Here is a 16,341-nt window from a genome sequence, read left to right on the forward strand (position 1 = left end):
CGGGTCAAGCCCGGGTCAGGGGCCTGCGTAACTGTTAGTTCAGCAGGCCGGGCTGACCTACAATTTCCAGTAAGTAACACTTTGTTGTGCCCATCACACAGGCACCGCGAGTGGGGCCAGCGTTGTCCCTTCCATACGCACGATCAGGAGGAAGGACGTCTCCCATGACCCAAACTCTTCACAGCCCCAGTTGGTCCGAGCCGAACCAACCGGCTGCCGCCATGTCACCGTTCAAACGGTTCGCGGCGCTGCCGGAGGCCGCAGGACTGTACAACCCGGAGCAGGAGAAGGACGCCTGCGGCCTCGCTATCATCGCAACGCTCCGTGGTGAGCCCGGCTATGACATCGTCGACGCCGCCCTGACCGCCCTGCGCAACCTTGAGCACCGCGGTGCCGTGGGTGCCGACGAAGGAACGGGCGACGGCGCCGGGTTGCTCATGCAGATCCCGGACGAGTTCTTCCGCGCAGTCACCGAGTTTGAGCTTCCGGCGCCCGGACAGTACGTCGCCGGTACGGCCTTCCTGCCGGCCGAGCAGCGCGAAGCCGATGCCGCCAAGGCGGGCATCGAAAGCCTCGCAGCCGATGAGGGCCTGACCGTCCTCGGCTGGCGCGAAGTTCCGATCGTGGCCGACCTTGTCGGTGCCATGGCCCGGGCCTGCATGCCGTACTTCTCCCAGCCGTTCTTTGCCTCCAGCACCGGGGAAGTGCTGGAGCGCAACGAACTGGACTCCCGGGCGTGGCGCATCCGCAAACGTGCCCAGAACAAGTTCGGCGTGTACTTCCCGTCGCTGTCCTCCCGGACCATCGTCTACAAGGGCATGCTGACCACCGCCCAGCTGGAGCCGTTCTACCCGGACCTTTCGGACAAGCGCTTCAAGACCAAGCTCGCGATCGTGCATTCGCGCTTCTCCACCAACACATTCCCGTCCTGGCCGCTGGCGCAGCCGTTCCGCACCATCGCCCACAACGGTGAAATCAACACCGTCAAGGGCAACCGGAACTGGATGCGTGCGCGCCAGTCACAGCTGGCCAACCCGCTGCTGGGGGATTCCCCCGAGGAGCTGTACCCCATCTGCACCCCGGGTGCCTCAGACTCTGCCTCGTTCGATGAAGTGGCCGAGCTGCTCTGGCTGTCCGGGCGCCCCATCACGCACTCGATCATGATGATGATCCCCGAGGCCTGGGAAAACCACGCCACGATGGATCCGGCCCGCAAGGCCTTCTACGAATACCACTCCCTGCTGATGGAACCGTGGGACGGACCGGCCGCCGTGTCCTTTACCGACGGCAGCCTGGTTGGCGCAACCCTCGACCGCAACGGCCTGCGCCCCGGACGCTACTGGATCACCGAAGACGGACTGGTGGTCTTCGCCTCCGAGGTGGGCGTCATCGACGTCGAACCTTCCAAGGTGGTCAAAAAGGGCCGCGTCTCCCCGGGCAAGATGTTCCTGGTGGACACCGAGGCCGGCCGGATCATCGACGATGAAGAGGTCAAGGCCGAAGTCGCCGCCGCCAACCCGTGGGCGGAGTGGGTCAAGGACAACCTGATCGACCTCGACGAGCTGCCGGAACGCGAGCACGTGGTGCACACTGCCGCGTCCGTGAACATCCGCCAGCGGACCTTCGGCTACACCACGGAGGAACTGAAGATCCTGCTGGGCCCGATGGCCCGCACCGGTGCCGAGCCCCTCGGCGCCATGGGTTCGGACACTCCCGTGGCCGTGCTCTCCAAGCGTCCCCGGCTCCTCTTTGACTACTTTGTGCAGTCCTTCGCGCAGGTGACCAATCCGCCGCTGGACGCCATCCGCGAAGAGCTTGTCACGTCCCTGATGTGTGCCATCGGCCCGAACGGCAACCTGCTGGACACCAAGCAGGTCCGGCAGCCGCAGGTCTCGCTGCCGTTCCCGGTGATCAACAACGACCAGCTCGCCAAGATCGCCAATATCGAAAGCCCGGACGGCGACAGGATCGCCATGAAGGTCCGCGGCCTGTACCGGCCCGAAGGCGGCGAAAATGCCCTGCGTGCCCGCCTGACGGAAATCTGCGAGCAGGTCTCCGGTGCCATCAACCGTGGCGTGCAGTACGTGGTGCTCTCCGACCGCGACTCGAACGCCCAGTGGGCGCCCATCCCGTCGCTGCTGCTGGTCAGCGCCGTGCACCACCACCTGCTGCGCAGCGCCAACCGCACCAAGACCGCCCTCGTGGTCGAGGCCGGCGACGTCCGCGAGACGCACCACGTGGCCGTCCTCATCGGCTACGGCGCATCCGCCGTCAACCCGTACCTGGCCATGGAATCCGTGGAACAGCTCATCAGCAGCGGCGACGTTGTTGGCGTGACTGCCCAGGACGGCGTCTACAACCTGATCAAGGGCCTCGGCAAGGGTGTCCTGAAAATCATGTCCAAGATGGGCATCTCCACGGTTGCCTCCTACACCGGTGCGCAGACGTTCGAAGCCCTGGGCCTCGGCCAGGAACTGGTGGACGAATTCTTCGCCGGAACGCACTCCCAGCTCGGCGGCGTCGGACTCGACGTCATCGCAGCTGAAGTGTCCGCCCGGCACCAGATGGCCTACCCCGAAGGCGGCATCGAGCAGCCGCACCGCCCGCTGCTCGGCGGCGGCGAATACCAGTGGCGCCGTGACGGCGAACCGCACCTGTTCAACCCGGAGACTGTCTTCCGGCTGCAGCATGCCACGCGGGAACGCCGCTACGACATCTTCAAGTCCTACACCCGGGGCGTTGACGACCAGTCCGAGAACCTCATGACCCTCCGCGGCCTGCTGAGGTTCAAGACCGATGCGCGCCCCGCGGTGCCGCTTGAGGAAGTGGAGCCCGTCTCCAGCATCGTGAAGCGCTTCTCCACCGGCGCCATGAGCTACGGGTCCATCTCGAAGGAAGCCCACGAGACCCTGGCCATCGCCATGAACCGGCTGGGCGGCAAGTCCAACACCGGTGAAGGCGGCGAGGACGTGGACCGCCTGCTGGACCCCGAGCGCCGCTCGGCCGTCAAGCAGATCGCCTCCGGCCGCTTCGGCGTCACGAGCCTGTACCTGACCAACGCGGACGACATCCAGATCAAGATGGCGCAGGGTGCCAAGCCCGGCGAAGGCGGCCAGCTGATGGCGCAGAAGGTGTACCCCTGGGTTGCCCGCACGCGCCACTCGACCCCCGGCGTCGGACTCATCTCCCCGCCTCCCCACCACGACATCTACTCGATCGAAGACCTCGCCCAGCTCATCTATGACGCGAAGCGCGCCAATCCTTCGGCCCGGGTGCACGTCAAGCTCGTATCCGAGGTGGGAATCGGCACAGTTGCCGCCGGTGTCACCAAAGCGAAGGCCGACGTCGTACTGGTTTCCGGTCACGACGGCGGTACCGGCGCCTCGCCGCTGAACTCGCTCAAGCACGCCGGTGTTCCGTGGGAGCTGGGCCTCGCAGAGACCCAGCAGACCCTGATGCTCAACGGCCTGCGCGACCGCGTGGTGGTGCAGGTGGACGGCCAGCTCAAGACCGGCCGCGACGTGGTCATCGCCGCGCTGCTCGGCGGCGAGGAATTCGGCTTCGCCACGGCACCGCTGGTGGTGGAAGGCTGCATCATGATGCGCGTCTGCCACCTGGACACCTGCCCGGTGGGCGTCGCAACGCAGAACCCTGAACTGCGCGCCCGCTTCACCGGCAAGCCCGAGTTCGTGGTCAACTTCTTCGAGTTCCTGGCCGAGGAAGTCCGCGAAATCCTTTCGGAGCTCGGTTTCCGCAGCATCGAAGAGGCCATCGGCCACGCCGAAATGCTCGACACCCGTGAAGCGATCAGCCACTGGAAGGCCGAAGGGCTGGACCTGGACCCGATCCTGCACGGACTCGAGTTCGACGACGACGCCCCGCTGCGCAACCTGACCGGCCAGAACCACGAGCTGGACAAGCACTTCGACCAGCGGCTTATCACCATGGCCGCCGAGGCGCTGACCGACCGCAGCCCGGTGAAGATCGCCGTGGACGTCATCAACACGGACCGCTCCGTCGGCACCATGCTGGGCCACACCGTCACCAAGACGTTCGGCACGGACGTCCTGGCCACGGACACGATCGACATCACGCTGACCGGCACCGCAGGCCAGTCTCTGGGCGCCTTCCTGCCCGCGGGCATCACCCTGCGCATGTACGGCGACTCCAACGACTACGTGGGCAAGGGCCTCTCCGGCGGCCGGATCATCGTCCGCCCGGACCGCACCAACGTGTTCCAGGCCGAGAGTAACGTGATCGCCGGCAACGTGATCGGCTACGGTGCCACCAGCGGCGAGATGTTCCTGCGCGGCCAGGTGGGCGAACGCTTCCTGGTCCGCAACTCCGGTGCCACTGCGGTTGTCGAAGGCATCGGCGACCACGGCTGTGAATACATGACCGGTGGCCAGACGCTGATCATCGGCCGCACCGGCCGCAACTTCGGCGCGGGCATGTCCGGGGGAACGGCCTATGTGCTGGACCTGAGGACCACCCGCGTGAACAAGCAGGCGCTGGAGTCCGGCGAGCTGCAGCTCCGCGAACTTGATGCCGAAGACCGCGACATTGTGCACGGCCTCCTGGTCAAGCACGTCGAGGAAACTGAGTCGCTGCTCGCGCAGCGGCTGCTGGAGAACTTCGACGACACTGCTGCCCGTATTACCAAAGTCCTGCCGCGCGACTACGCGGCCGTATTGCAAACCCGTCTTGACGCGATCGAAGAGGGCCTGGACCCCGATGGCGAAGAAGTATGGTCTCGAATCCTGGAGGTGACCGGTGGCTGATCCACGCGGATTTCTGAAAGTACGTCAGCGTGAAACCCAGCCGCGCCGTCCCGTTCCCGTCCGCATCATGGACTGGAAGGAAGTTTATGAGGCCCAGGAAAAGGGTGTCCTGAAAAGCCAGGCCGGCCGTTGCATGGACTGCGGCGTGCCGTTCTGCCACCAGGGCTGCCCGCTGGGCAACCTGATTCCCGAGTGGAACGACCTCGTGTGGCGGGACAAGGGCGAAGAAGCGATTGAGCGGCTGCATGCCACCAATAACTTCCCCGAATGGACCGGGCGGCTGTGCCCGGCTCCGTGTGAGGCTTCCTGTGTGCTTGGCATCAACCAGCCCGCGGTGACCATCAAGCAGGTTGAGGTCTCCATCATCGATGAAGCCTTCGACAACGGCTGGGTCAACCCGCTGCCGCCGACCCGACTGACGGGCAAGACTGTGGCTGTGGTGGGCTCCGGCCCCGCAGGCCTGGCCGTTGCCCAGCAGTTGACCCGTGTGGGCCACACCGTCGCCGTGTACGAGCGCGACGACAAGATCGGTGGCCTCCTGCGGTACGGCATCCCCGACTTCAAGATGGAAAAGGAGCAGGTGGACCGCCGTCTTGAGCAGATGAAGGCAGAAGGCACCCGCTTCCGGACCGGAGTGGCCGTCGGCACCGACGTGACCTGGGAGCAGCTCCGCCGCCGGTACGACGCCGTGGTTGTTGCCACCGGTGCCACTGTGCCGCGTGACCTGCCCATCCCGGGCCGCGGGCTCGAGGGTGTTCACTACGCCATGGACTACCTCGTTCCGGCAAACCGTGTGGTCGCGGGGGAGCAGGTGGAGAACCAGATCCACGCCAAGGGCAAGCATGTGGTGATCCTGGGCGGCGGCGACACCGGTGCTGACTGCCTCGGTACCGCGCACCGTCACGGGGCTGCCTCCGTGACCACCCTGGCAATCGGCAAGCAGCCGTCCGTGGAGCGCACCCCGAACCAGCCCTGGCCCACGTTCCCCACGCTCTTTGAGGTTGCGAGTGCGCACGAAGAAGGCGGCGAGCGTACGTACCTTGCCTCCACCGTGGAGTTCGTTGGCGAAAACGGCAAGCTCACCGGCGTGAAGGTTGCCGAGACCGAATTCGTGGACGGCAAGCGGCTCCCCAAGGCCGGCACCGAGCGGATCATTCCCGCGGACCTCGTGTTCCTGTCCCTGGGCTTCACCGGTGCGGAGCCTGCCGGCATCACCGAGCAGGTCCACGCCGAATTCGACGGCCGCGGCAACGTGGCCCGAGACGGTTACTACATGACCAACACTGAGGGTGTGTTTGTTGCCGGTGACGCCGGCCGCGGGCAGTCGCTCATTGTGTGGGCCATCGCCGAAGGCCGCGCCTGCGCTGCGGCCGTTGACAAGTTCCTGATGGGAACCACGATCCTGCCTGCCCCGGTTGCTCCAACCGACCGGGCGATCGCCGTTCTCTAGTCACAAACGGGGGACCACGGAAGTTCACCTGCGGTACAACTCCAATCCAGAATCAGACCAATAGGGTAGGTATATGAGACGCGCTAAGATCGTGGCAACATTCGGACCGGCTATTTCCAGCTTCGAGAACACCCTCGCAGTTATTGAAGCCGGGGTTGATGTTGCCCGCATGAACATGAGCCACGGAGACTACTCCGTGCATGACGGCACTTACGAGAACGTCCGTAAGGCTTCGAAGCAGCTGGGCAAGCCCGTTGCCATCATGGCCGACCTCCAGGGCCCCAAGATCCGTCTTGGCCGCTTTGTTGACGGCCCGCACGAGCTGGCTGTCGGCGACATCTTCACCATCACCACCGAGGATGTCCCGGGCACCAAGGAGATCTGCTCCACCACGCTCAAGAGCCTCACCGACGACGTCAACGTCGGCGATGCGCTGCTGATCGACGACGGCAAGGTGGCCCTGCGGGCCCTCGAGGTCGACGACGTCAAGGTGGTCGCCCAGGTGACCGTCGGCGGCATGGTGTCCAACAACAAGGGCATCAACCTGCCCGGTGTTGCCGTCAACGTTCCCGCGCTGAGCGAGAAGGACGAGGACGATCTGCGTTGGGCCATGCGCCGCGGCGTGGACATGGTGGCCCTGTCCTTCGTGCGTGACGCCACGGACATCAAGCGCGTCCACGAAATCATGGACGAAGAAGGCAGCCGCGTGCCGGTGATCGCCAAGATCGAGAAGCCGCAGGCCGTTGAGCAGCTGCACGAGATCATTGACGCGTTCGACGCCATCATGGTTGCCCGTGGTGACCTCGGTGTGGAGCTTCCCCTCGAAGAGGTGCCGATCGTCCAGAAGCGCGCCATCGAACTGGCCCGCCGCTGGGCCAAGCCGGTCATCGTCGCCACCCAGGTGCTCGAATCCATGATCGACAACCCGCGCCCCACCCGCGCAGAGGCCTCCGACTGCGCCAACGCAGTGCTCGACGGCGCCGATGCAGTCATGCTCTCCGGCGAGACCAGCGTGGGCAAGTACCCGATCGAGACCGTCAAGGTCATGGCACGGATCATCGAGTCCACCGAGGTCCACGGTCTTGAGCGCGTTCCCCCGCTGGGCACCAAGCCCAAGACCCGCGGCGGCGCCATCACCCGTGCCGCCGTCGAAATCGCCGACCAGCTGGATGCAAAGTACATCTGTGCGTTCACCCAGTCCGGTGACTCCGCCCGCCGCCTGTCCCGCCTGCGCCCGATCAAGCCGGTCTTCGCCTTCACTCCGGTGGAGCACGTCTGGAACCAGCTCGCACTGACCTGGGGCATTCAGCCGGTCCTGGTCCCCATGGTGGACCACACCGACGAGATGACCGCACAGGTGGACCGCAGCCTGCTGGAGCTGGGGATCGTGGAGGACGGTGACCTGGTGGTCATCGCCGCCGGTTCCCCTCCCGGAAGGGCCGGTTCGACGAACTCGCTGAAGGTCCACAAGGTGGGAGACCTGGCCGACACCGGCCGCGTTGGCGAGGCCGCCAGCAACAAGGAAAAGCTCGGACCGTGGCCGGAAAAGAAGAAGAAGGCCTAGTAGTCCTCCGGGCGCGGCGTTAGCCGCACCGAGAGCAAAAGGAAGGATCCCCGCCAGATGTTGGCGGGGATCCTTCCTTTTTGTCTCTGCCTGCCGGCCGGTGGACCGGCCTGCCGACACGGCAGGCCGCCGTCGTGCGTTGCCTGCCGGGCCGCTGTGGTTAGTTGACCTGGTTGATGATGGTTTCGGCGACCTCGCGCATGCTGAGGCGGCGGTCCATGGAGGTCTTCTGGATCCAGCGGAAGGCCTCGGGCTCGGTGAGGCCCATCTTGGTGGTGAGCAGGCTCTTGGCGCGCTCCACGAGCTTGCGGGTGGCGAACTGCTCCTGGAGGTCAGAGACTTCGCTTTCGAGTGCCTTGATTTCTTCGTGGCGGGAGAGGGCGATCTCCAGGGCGGGGATCAAGTCCGCAGGTGTGAACGGCTTGACCACGTAGGCCATGGCGCCGGCGTCGCGGGCGCGCTCCACGAGTTCCTTCTGGCTGAATGCCGTCAGGAGCACAACCGGGGCGATACGGGCCTTGACGATCTTTTCGGCGGCCGAGATGCCGTCCATGACCGGCATCTTGACGTCCATCAGGACGAGGTCGGGCTTGAGTTCCTCGGCGAGCTGGACGGCCTTCTCGCCGTTGTCCGCTTCGCCAATGACGTCATAGCCTTCGCCCCGGAGGATTTCGATGATGTCCAGGCGGATAAGGGTCTCGTCCTCGGCGACAATCACGCGGCGGGCCGGCTGGGTGTTGGGGTTTGACTCCGTCTGTTCTGACACGGGAACTCCTTGAAAGGTACGGCGGGAACTAGTCCATCTTAGTTGTGCCCGCTGTTGTACTTGGAACTGCTTGGGTTCGTTGCGGCGGCACTGGCGCGATTCTGGAATTCAGCCTATCTGCATGTAGAGTAATTTCGCGCACTGGAAGCGATCGCGTTGCTCACAACTCAGCTGTGGGCCTAAGATTGTTACTTCCGTGTAGTCCGCGCCCGAGTGGCGGAATTGGCAGACGCGCCGCACTCAAAATGCGGTATCGAAAGGTGTGTGGGTTCGAGTCCCACCTCGGGCACAGTGTTTCCGCAGGTCAGCGGGGTTTTGACCCCCGTACTGTGCACAAAAGCTCGTTTTTTGTGCACACGAAGCCTAGAATTTTGGGCATGGCCAGCATTTGGGAGCGGAAAAAATCGGACGGATCCACGTCGTTCACCGTCCGCTGGCGTAACCCCGAATCGAAGAAGCAAGAGGGGATCACCCTCGCCACGTCGGCCGAAGCCCAGACGCTGAAACGCCTCCTTGACGCGAACAATCAGTCCTTCGAAATCGCACAACATGCGATGGTCAAGAACCAGACCAAGAAACCCACGGTTGCTGCGGTGATCCAAGAGCACATCGACCTTCTGGTTCGCCCGTCCGTCGGCACAGTTCACACGTACCAAACGATGCTGAAGCTGCACATCGCGGACGTCATGGGTCATATTCCTGTCGACAAGCTCGACTACCGGCACCTGACCTACTGGATCAAGACGATGCAGAAGAAGGGCAGGTCTCCGAAAACGATCAAGAACAACCACGGCCTCATCTATGCGGCCATGGAGACAGCGGTTATGCTCCGCTACCGGAAAGATAATCCTTGCCGCGGCGTAAAGCTCCCGTCAGGTGAGAAGGCAGAGGATGAAGCCCGGTTCCTGACACACGCCGAATTTGGGATGATCCTTGAGACGATGGGGGACCGGTACAGGGCGTTCACCGAGTTCCTGGTTATGACCGGCACGCGCTTTGGCGAGGCCACTGCCGTGACGGTGGCAGACGTGGACCTCATGTCCAAGCCCGCCACAATTCGGATCAATAAGGCATGGAAGCGCGGTACTGATTCCGAGTACTACATCGGTGCCACCAAGACGGGTGCCGGCAAGAGGACGGTTTCCCTGAACCCTCATTTGGTGGAGGTGCTCATTCCCTTGGTAGCCAGCCGGCCCGGTTCGGATCTCTTGTTCACCACCCCTAAGGGTGAGCGGATCATTCACAAGCTGTATTGGCATCACTATTGGGTTCCCGCAGTCAAGGCCGCCCAAGCCCGCGGGTTGACTAAGTCGCCCCGGATACACGATCTGCGCCATACCCACGCGTCCTGGCTGATCCAGGACGGAGTTTCCCTGTTCACCGTGTCTAGACGACTGGGGCACGCCTCCACGCGTACGACGGAGGAGGTTTACGGCCACTTGATGCCTCAAGCTCTTCAAGATGCCGCGGACGCCGTTGAGCGGTCCGCCGTTGTCTGGCGTGGCTAGCGGCGGCGCTCGCCAAACTATGAGTATTTCTGTCGCGCCTGGGCCCGGGTGCCGATCATCCGGACGGAGGCTGCGGAGGGTCCGGCTGACCGGACTTCGCGCAGCTGGGCAATCTCTTTCAGGTGGACTGAGGTGAAGACGATCTTTCCTTTGCCCCAGACAGAGTGCGGGAATTCACCCTTGGCGGCTCCGTCACGGAGCCATGCTTCTGAGCATTTGAGCACCGAGGCAGCCTCGCCCGGTTCGAAGAATTCGAGTTTCATGCCTTTCTTCGATCCTTTCATCGTTGCGCGGTGGCGCGGAGGTCATCTGGGTCGAGCCTTAGTTCATGGGGTTTGCACGAGCCGACGGCATGACCCCCGCCGTCGAAGCTCGCAGCGAGGGCATCGAGCTGGCGCTGCACTTGCTCGGGAGAAGCCACAAACTGAGTTGAGGTGCGCCGCACGAGACCGCTTTCGCGAAGTGCGTTGAGTTGCCGGCGGATGCTCGAGGGCGACGCCTGCAGTTCGATTCCGATCTGGCCACACGTTGACGGGCCGTTCTTGAGTAAGAAGCGGATGATTTGGCTTCGCGTTCGGTTCATCAGGATGTTCGACATGGAGACCGGAACCTAAGGAATGAAGTGATCGCTGCTGTAGACGGGTCTACAGCAGAAGAGTACTCCTGCTTAAGTCATGGTGGAAGGGTCTGTTTGAGTCAATGAATCTCCTAAGGCACGGGCGCCGATTGCCGAGCCGTAAGAGTCGCGGAATACTGGACGGTAGGGCGGCCGAAGCTACCCACCGGGCTTCGGGCACTGAATTTGGCTGGTCAGGGGGTAGCATGCGGAATGACGAGACAGGGCACGGTGACGGGCTGTCCCCCCAAGCCCAGCTCGCCCGTCGTCTGAATCTCCTGCTTGACGTGGTCGTTGCCGAGCGCGGGAAGCCGGTCACCTTCAGGGAAGTTCAAGCGGACCTTGCGGACAAGGGCATCAAGCTGTCCCGTGCGCGCTGGTTCTACATGAAGGAGGGGACTGGCCGCCTCGTCAGCGATCCGGTGTTGCTGGCCGGCCTCTGCGACATCTTCAAGGTTGACCACTCCTACTTGGTTGGCGACAACGCTACTCTGCCGGAACGCATCGATTCGCAGCTTGAGTTCGTCAGGTCCCTCCGCGCTGCCAGGGTGAAGTCGTTCGCGGCCCGAACCCTGGGGGATGTATCACCGGAGACTTTGCAGGCCATCTCTGAGTATCTCAACAAGGATATTGGGCGCCACCCGGCAGGGGAGCAGGCCGCAACTACCCCTCCAGAAGATAGTCAAGATGAGCCGCCAGCAATTCCTTGATCCGTGCCGGGTTGGCTGAATAGCGCGGCGAGCGGCCGTGGCGACGGCCTGGTTCCACATCGACCACGATGGCGCCCGTTTCCTCCAGTGCGAGCAGGTGCTTGGCTACGCTCGGTTCGCCGGCGCTGACAGATGCCGCAATGTCCCCACGGGAAGCGGGGCCGTGCGCCGATAGGTAGCGGAGGATCTCGTTCCGTGAACGGTTGCCAAAGGTCGCGACGGCGGCCTCGACGTTGGCCGACCAGGCGTCGTCATGAGGCTGCGTAATCCTTGGCATGGAACCATTCTTATCTACAGTTCGAAGAAAAGTAAGACTCGTCGTCTTGACGATACTTTAATTATCCTTGAGAATAGTTGGCATAGCCTTATGGCATTCGTGGTCGGCCCTGGTTTAGCGGCCATTCTTGAGGTGTCGGGCATGCCGCCACCGAACTTATCGGAAGCGTTTAGTCGAAGCGGTGAAGACCAATGCGAGTCGAAGCCAGAGCAAATCAGGCCCAACATGACGAACCAAATGCAGTTACCGTTGATGTTTCCCTGCGCACACGACCAGCGCCGGCAGTGCTGGCAGTCCCGGTGGATCAGATCATGGTCGCCGTTGACGGTGTGCGCCGATATGTCATTTCGCATCTGTCCCGGCTCGGCAGGGCCTGCGACGTGGACGACGTTATGCAGGACATCCGGGTTGCGGTGTGGGATGGAGTGAACCGAGGACAATATCGCCAGCTTCCGGGAGTCCCTTTCGGTGCCTGGGTCCAAGGAGTGTGCATCAATGTGTGCGCCGCGCACATCCGCCGGGAGCTGAGCCATCCGACGCTGCCGTTGCTGATTGAAGCCGGAGATTCGGACGGATCGGCGTCGCTCGATGCTCTGGCGATGCTAGTTGTCGGCGGTGTGGATCGAAGTGCTGAGAAAATCATCGACAAGGAATGGGCGCGAAAAATTATCCAACTGACCGGGGCAAGTGTGCCGGACGGCGTTTGGGAACTTGCCGTTGACAGCCTGACCGGGCCACGCCAGTATGGTCCGCCTTCGCCGCAGGACCGGCGCCGCTGGCATGCGGCGACGGTGGTGCGCCAGACGGCAAGGACTGTTCAAAGCGCGCTGGAGGTTGAGCCGCAGGAGATCCGCAACATCGGGGACGTGTGCCAGCGTGCGGCGGAATGCCTGCCCACGCCGGTACTCCGTCGAACTGCTGCAACCATCGTTCGTACGGGTGTTAGCGGGCCGGACCGCGCCAAGGCGTTGGCGGCGTTGGCCGCTGAACTCGGCGTTACGGAACGCTATGTTGCCGTTCAGATTGGATTCGCCCGGCGTCTGTATCAAACGGCCTGGCGGATTCTCCAGAGTGCAAGGAGACCTGCACGCTAAGTCATGTCCTCAGCGGCTCATTTTGCAATGAACCGGCGAGGAGGCTGGAATGTCGTTGACCCGGAGAATTGCATTGCCTGGCACGAGCAGCCAACGGCGATGGTTGTGCCTAGCGTTCGTGGTTGTAAGCGTGGCGACCGTGTTGTTCGCTCTGACGCGGCCGAACCCGGGGCCCGCAGCTGAGCCGGGTTTAGCTCCGTTGACCACGCCGACTCCCAAGAGCTTGGCGACCCGTTCCACTGAGCCGCAGCCAGAAACTCGGACGACGGCCCCCGCCGTCGAAGTACCCGACAGTGACGGCGCGCCTCGCACGACTGACTTCCGCAAGCTGGCTTCGGCGGCGGCGACAGCGGTTTACACATGGGACACGCGGGAGGCGTCGTACTCCGAGGTGTACTCCGGGCTCCGCAACTGGTGGCATGTGCTTCCCGACGGGTCCAACCCTCTGGCCGTGTTTGTTCAGGAGTTCGAAGCGACTGGGATAAACGCCGGCACCTATCAGTATCTGGCCGGGCAGCAGGCGTACCGTTCGGCAACGGTGGAATCAATGATGTGCGACGGTGAGTTGGCCAAGGTGCGAGAGCGACCGGCGCCCTGGGCGGGCCTTCACGTGTGCACGGTCTCTCTCCGCGTCTTGGACCAGTCAATTTCTGCCCGCAACACGTATACGGCCCCGGTCAGCGTCATGGTCAACTGTCCGCCAGCCGACAGTGCTCCCGCGGATCATTGCGTCATGGTCGGCTTCTATGCCGCGCCAAACAGGGTGCTCTACTGATGTCGGCACCAGCGATGCTTGTTGCATTGGCAAGGCGCCGCACGATCGTGCGGGCTTTGGCTGCCGCAGCTACGACGGCGGTCCTGGCAGGCGCCTTTGCGCTCTGCGCTGCCGTTGCAGTGCTCGGTGCCAATTCGATGAGCAACTCGTCTGTCTGCTCGTCAGCTGGCTTGAGCCGTCAGCCAGGCGCAAATGAAGATGGTGCCTTGGACATCGGCGACAGGAGCCAGGCGCCGGTCAATCTGACAGCTCGGCAAATGGATCTTGCAAAGGGTTATGTTTCAGTCGGTAAGCAGTTGGGCGTGCCGCGAGATGGTCAGATCATCGCAATCATGATGGCTCTGCAGGAATCCAGTCTCAGAATGCTGGCCAACGTGAACGTCCCCGGATCACTCAACTTTCCGCACGATGGTGTTGGAAGCGACCACGACTCCCTTGGTACTGCCCAGCAGCGTCCGGCTGCCGGCTGGGGGAGTGTCGGAGAGCTGATGGATCCCAGCTACAACGTGCGGGCCTTCTATGGTGGACCGTCCGGTCCCAACCGGGGGAGCCCTCGTGGCCTGCTGGACATCCCTGGTTGGCAATCCATGGGCAAAGGCCAAGCTGCTCAGGCTGTTCAGGTGTCGGCGTTTCCCGAACTATATGCACGATGGGAGCCGGAAGCATCGGCCATTGTTGATGCTCTCGACGCCGGGACAGCAACTGCTCCTTGTGTCGATGCGTCGCCCGGCTCAGGGCCGTCCCCATCGTCGGCAGACCTGAGCCAAATCCGAAAGGACATCCTGCGGTTTACCGAAGCCGGCGTCGGTGGGTCCTATGTGTGGGGCGGGACGGCCTTCAGGGCGTGGGACTGTTCCGGCTTCGTCCAGTGGATCTACCGGCAAGCCGGAATCAACCTCCCGAGGGTGGAGCAATGGAGGGTCGGTAAGCGGACGGATAATCCGCAGCCAGGAGACTTGGTGGTGCAGAACGGGCAGGGGCCGGACAACTGGGGCCATGTTGGCATCTACGCCGGTGGCGGGATGATGTACAGCGCGCTGAACCCGTCGGTGGGGACGCTAGTGCATCCGATCGCCTGGAATTCAGATACGGCATACTTCGATCTACTAATGTACCGGTAGAAGTTGCGACCGCCGGCGACGCCCACTGCCGCACGTTGTCCGGTTGTCCGGGGGGGGCATGTCCTTAGCCATGCGTGTGAGAAGGCTTACGCGCGGTGGTCGATTCGCCGTCTAATCCCTGACAGCGTCCTGTTGCTGCCGTGAACCGGTCCACGAGGACCGACTCCATGGTCCTGATCTCCTCGAGGTCGTTCTTTTTCGAGGTGCAGCGTCTTAGGCGACGGAACCGTTGCCTGATCGTTCAAGGTTGGGCTGTCTCGTCATTCACCGGCCCATCATAAGCTCGACCTCAGCGCCTACCTTCGCTTGAGGAAGCCTTTTTTCTTGACGCCGAGTGCCGCCGATGGTTGCGTCGATGAGCCTTCAGCCCCGGACCGGCATGGTGATCTTCAGTGGCCCGGGCTGGCCGGTATCCGCTGAACGGTCATGGTTTGTTGTGCCGGTTGGATCGGCCGCCATGGTTGGGTCCGCACAATCTCCTGTACCTCGTCGGGGCGGGTCAGCAGCGCCGCAAGGCCAATTCACTTTTTCAGCCACGCGTTGTCCTGCTCATATGAGTCTTCAGGCCGCAGGCTTTGTAAGGATCGCAGGGGTCCATCCCGGGCAAGAGAAACGTCGAGTACGTCTACCAACTGGCCTCCACGAAGGCCCGGACACCGGAGCCGCACACCCTCGATATCTCGGAGCTGTATGTGCAACTCGTAGAGGCGGGGGCAGCCGGCCTGACATTCCTGAGTGAGCCCTGGTGCCACACCAGCGTCGGCCACGTCTAGCTGAAACCCGATGGCTACATCGAAGCCGGGGAAGTGAGCTATTTTGCCGCGATAGATCGTGGCGTTGAGTGGGAGGCACAGTTGACGGCCAAGTGCCGCAGATACATCCAGGCGATCGACTCAGGACACTGGCCGGCGGATCGAGCGTTTCCACTCGTGCTCTGGGTGGTTCCCGATGAGGCCAGGAAACGATATTTGGACAACATCATCGGCAAGTTGGGGGAGAGAGACCTGTTCAGCGTGGTGCTGTTCAGTCAGGCGGCAGAAAGGCTACGACATGGAGGAGTTTCTGCTAGTCACTCGGCTCGATAAAGCCATCGCTGACGTTGAATGGCAGGAAGTAGTTTACGAGGAACGGATGGCAATGTTCTCCGACCCCCTTGAACGTGGGCAAGTTTTTGAGATCGCGACGCAGGCGCTGGTCAAGTACTCCATGTGGCAGTTTGAGAACCTGGAGCGCTCGGGCGCAATTCCGCGAAACTATCGCGTCATGCACAAGGCAGAAGCGGAGTTGCTGAAGACGGCGGAAGAGATATATGCCAACCCTCATGCCAAGGCTCGGAATGACGAGGAATACGAATGGGATGGAGGCATACCAGCGCCCTACCAAATATGGCCGAAATTGACGTTCTGGCAGGTGCTGCGAAGGTGGTGGAAAAGCTGATGCCCTACTACGCCTGGCAAACCGAAGTCTTCGCTGATTCATTCGACGACTGGGTCGAGGTGCTAGGTATCGCCTGTATGGAGGACGAGGTTGATATGCATTCCGTTGTCACTCGCGTCGCTCAACTCGCCAGCCAGGACATCGAGGGGCGGGGCTTTGGCTGGAAAAACATGGAGAACTTCTACATCTCGGCAGTCTCCGACGACAAGTATGACCTCTATTGATTTACATTGCAGAAGTGT

14 protein-coding genes and 1 tRNA gene are annotated in these 16,341 nt (G+C 62.7%); 11 read left to right on the forward strand and 4 right to left on the reverse strand.

What is annotated here, in order from left to right:
• The first annotated feature begins 164 nt into the window (after positions 1-164).
• The 3 genes from gltB (at position 165) to pyk (ending at position 7,795) form a co-directional block, all read left to right on the forward strand.
• Positions 165-4,781 (forward strand): glutamate synthase large subunit, encoded by a 4,617-nt coding sequence (gene gltB, locus J2S97_RS16865; RefSeq protein ID WP_307051093.1) that lies wholly within the window; start codon positions 165-167, stop codon positions 4,779-4,781.
• Positions 4,774-6,231, forward strand: coding sequence for a glutamate synthase subunit beta (locus tag J2S97_RS16870; protein WP_307051094.1), 1,458 nt, complete (start codon positions 4,774-4,776; stop codon positions 6,229-6,231). Before gltB ends, J2S97_RS16870 begins: the two co-directional genes overlap by 8 nt.
• Before the next feature lie 73 nt (positions 6,232-6,304).
• Positions 6,305-7,795, forward strand: a complete 1,491-nt coding sequence (gene pyk / locus J2S97_RS16875; RefSeq protein WP_307051095.1) for a pyruvate kinase — start codon at positions 6,305-6,307, stop codon at positions 7,793-7,795.
• 160 nt (positions 7,796-7,955) lie between these two features.
• On the opposite strand, the gene J2S97_RS16880 is transcribed toward pyk, so the two are convergent.
• Positions 7,956-8,561, reverse strand: coding sequence for an ANTAR domain-containing response regulator (locus J2S97_RS16880; RefSeq protein ID WP_137322072.1), 606 nt, complete (start codon positions 8,559-8,561; stop codon positions 7,956-7,958).
• Between the two features lie 207 nt (positions 8,562-8,768).
• Between J2S97_RS16880 and J2S97_RS16885 the strand changes: the two genes are divergently transcribed.
• Both J2S97_RS16885 and J2S97_RS16890 read left to right on the forward strand, forming a co-directional pair.
• Positions 8,769-8,850: transfer RNA gene (locus tag J2S97_RS16885), tRNA-Leu, on the forward strand.
• An 88-nt stretch (positions 8,851-8,938) separates the two neighbouring features.
• Complete coding sequence (locus tag J2S97_RS16890; RefSeq protein ID WP_307051096.1) at positions 8,939-10,069, forward strand: tyrosine-type recombinase/integrase; 1,131 nt, start codon at positions 8,939-8,941, stop codon at positions 10,067-10,069.
• 17 nt (positions 10,070-10,086) lie between these two features.
• Here the strand turns inward: J2S97_RS16890 and J2S97_RS16895 are convergent, their stop codons facing one another.
• On the reverse strand, positions 10,087-10,332 hold the full coding sequence (locus tag J2S97_RS16895; RefSeq protein ID WP_307051097.1) for a hypothetical protein: 246 nt from the start codon (positions 10,330-10,332) through the stop codon (positions 10,087-10,089).
• 17 nt (positions 10,333-10,349) lie between these two features.
• Positions 10,350-10,667, reverse strand: coding sequence for a winged helix-turn-helix domain-containing protein (locus J2S97_RS16900; RefSeq protein WP_307051098.1), 318 nt, complete (start codon positions 10,665-10,667; stop codon positions 10,350-10,352).
• Positions 10,668-10,891: 224 nt separating this feature from the next.
• Here J2S97_RS16900 and J2S97_RS16905 point away from each other — a divergent pair, with 224 nt between their 5' ends.
• Positions 10,892-11,395 carry a hypothetical protein gene (locus J2S97_RS16905; RefSeq protein ID WP_307051099.1) on the forward strand — a complete coding sequence of 168 codons (504 nt, stop codon included), beginning with the start codon at positions 10,892-10,894 and terminating at the stop codon, positions 11,393-11,395.
• Here the strand turns inward: J2S97_RS16905 and J2S97_RS16910 are convergent.
• On the reverse strand, positions 11,349-11,672 hold the full coding sequence (locus J2S97_RS16910; protein ID WP_307051100.1) for an ArsR/SmtB family transcription factor: 324 nt from the start codon (positions 11,670-11,672) through the stop codon (positions 11,349-11,351). The genes J2S97_RS16905 and J2S97_RS16910 overlap by 47 nt on opposite strands.
• A 311-nt stretch (positions 11,673-11,983) precedes the next feature.
• On the opposite strand from J2S97_RS16910, the gene J2S97_RS16915 reads away from it, so the two are divergent.
• The 5 genes from J2S97_RS16915 (at position 11,984) to J2S97_RS16935 (ending at position 16,323) form a co-directional block, all read left to right on the forward strand.
• The gene (locus J2S97_RS16915; protein ID WP_307051101.1) at positions 11,984-12,766 is read left to right on the forward strand and encodes an RNA polymerase sigma factor; all 783 of its coding nucleotides are present in this window, start codon (positions 11,984-11,986) and stop codon (positions 12,764-12,766) included.
• A gap of 451 nt (positions 12,767-13,217) precedes the next feature.
• Positions 13,218-13,541, forward strand: coding sequence for a hypothetical protein (locus tag J2S97_RS16920; protein ID WP_307051102.1), 324 nt, complete (start codon positions 13,218-13,220; stop codon positions 13,539-13,541).
• Positions 13,542-13,555: 14 nt separating this feature from the next.
• Entirely contained in the window at positions 13,556-14,662 is a 1,107-nt protein-coding gene (locus tag J2S97_RS16925) for a C40 family peptidase (protein ID WP_307051103.1), read from the forward strand.
• Between the two features lie 1,050 nt (positions 14,663-15,712).
• Positions 15,713-16,099, forward strand: coding sequence for a hypothetical protein (locus J2S97_RS16930; protein WP_307051104.1), 387 nt, complete (start codon positions 15,713-15,715; stop codon positions 16,097-16,099).
• Positions 16,087-16,323: a hypothetical protein gene (locus J2S97_RS16935; RefSeq protein WP_307051105.1), complete on the forward strand. Its 237-nt coding sequence runs from the start codon at positions 16,087-16,089 to the stop codon at positions 16,321-16,323. Before J2S97_RS16930 ends, J2S97_RS16935 begins: the two co-directional genes overlap by 13 nt.
• Positions 16,324-16,341: the final 18 nt, after the last annotated feature.

The sequence above is a fragment of the Arthrobacter oryzae genome (genome assembly GCF_030812315.1).
In the GTDB taxonomy this organism is placed as follows: domain Bacteria; phylum Actinomycetota; class Actinomycetes; order Actinomycetales; family Micrococcaceae; genus Arthrobacter; species Arthrobacter oryzae_B.

Excerpts from the sequence above, each read along its gene's own strand:
- gltB (WP_307051093.1), top strand. The coding sequence starts at position 165 with ATGACCCAAACTCTTCACAGCCCCAGTTGGTCCGAGCCGAACCAACCG.
- pyk (WP_307051095.1), top strand. The coding sequence starts at position 6,305 with ATGAGACGCGCTAAGATCGTGGCAACATTCGGACCGGCTATTTCCAGC.
- J2S97_RS16890 (WP_307051096.1), top strand. The coding sequence starts at position 8,939 with ATGGCCAGCATTTGGGAGCGGAAAAAATCGGACGGATCCACGTCGTTC.
- J2S97_RS16895 (WP_307051097.1), bottom strand. The coding sequence starts at position 10,332 with ATGAAACTCGAATTCTTCGAACCGGGCGAGGCTGCCTCGGTGCTCAAA.
- J2S97_RS16900 (WP_307051098.1), bottom strand. The coding sequence starts at position 10,667 with ATGTCGAACATCCTGATGAACCGAACGCGAAGCCAAATCATCCGCTTC.
- J2S97_RS16905 (WP_307051099.1), top strand. The coding sequence starts at position 10,892 with ATGCGGAATGACGAGACAGGGCACGGTGACGGGCTGTCCCCCCAAGCC.
- J2S97_RS16910 (WP_307051100.1), bottom strand. The coding sequence starts at position 11,672 with ATGCCAAGGATTACGCAGCCTCATGACGACGCCTGGTCGGCCAACGTC.
- J2S97_RS16915 (WP_307051101.1), top strand. The coding sequence starts at position 11,984 with ATGGTCGCCGTTGACGGTGTGCGCCGATATGTCATTTCGCATCTGTCC.
- J2S97_RS16925 (WP_307051103.1), top strand. The coding sequence starts at position 13,556 with ATGCTTGTTGCATTGGCAAGGCGCCGCACGATCGTGCGGGCTTTGGCT.
- J2S97_RS16930 (WP_307051104.1), top strand. The coding sequence starts at position 15,713 with ATGGAGGAGTTTCTGCTAGTCACTCGGCTCGATAAAGCCATCGCTGAC.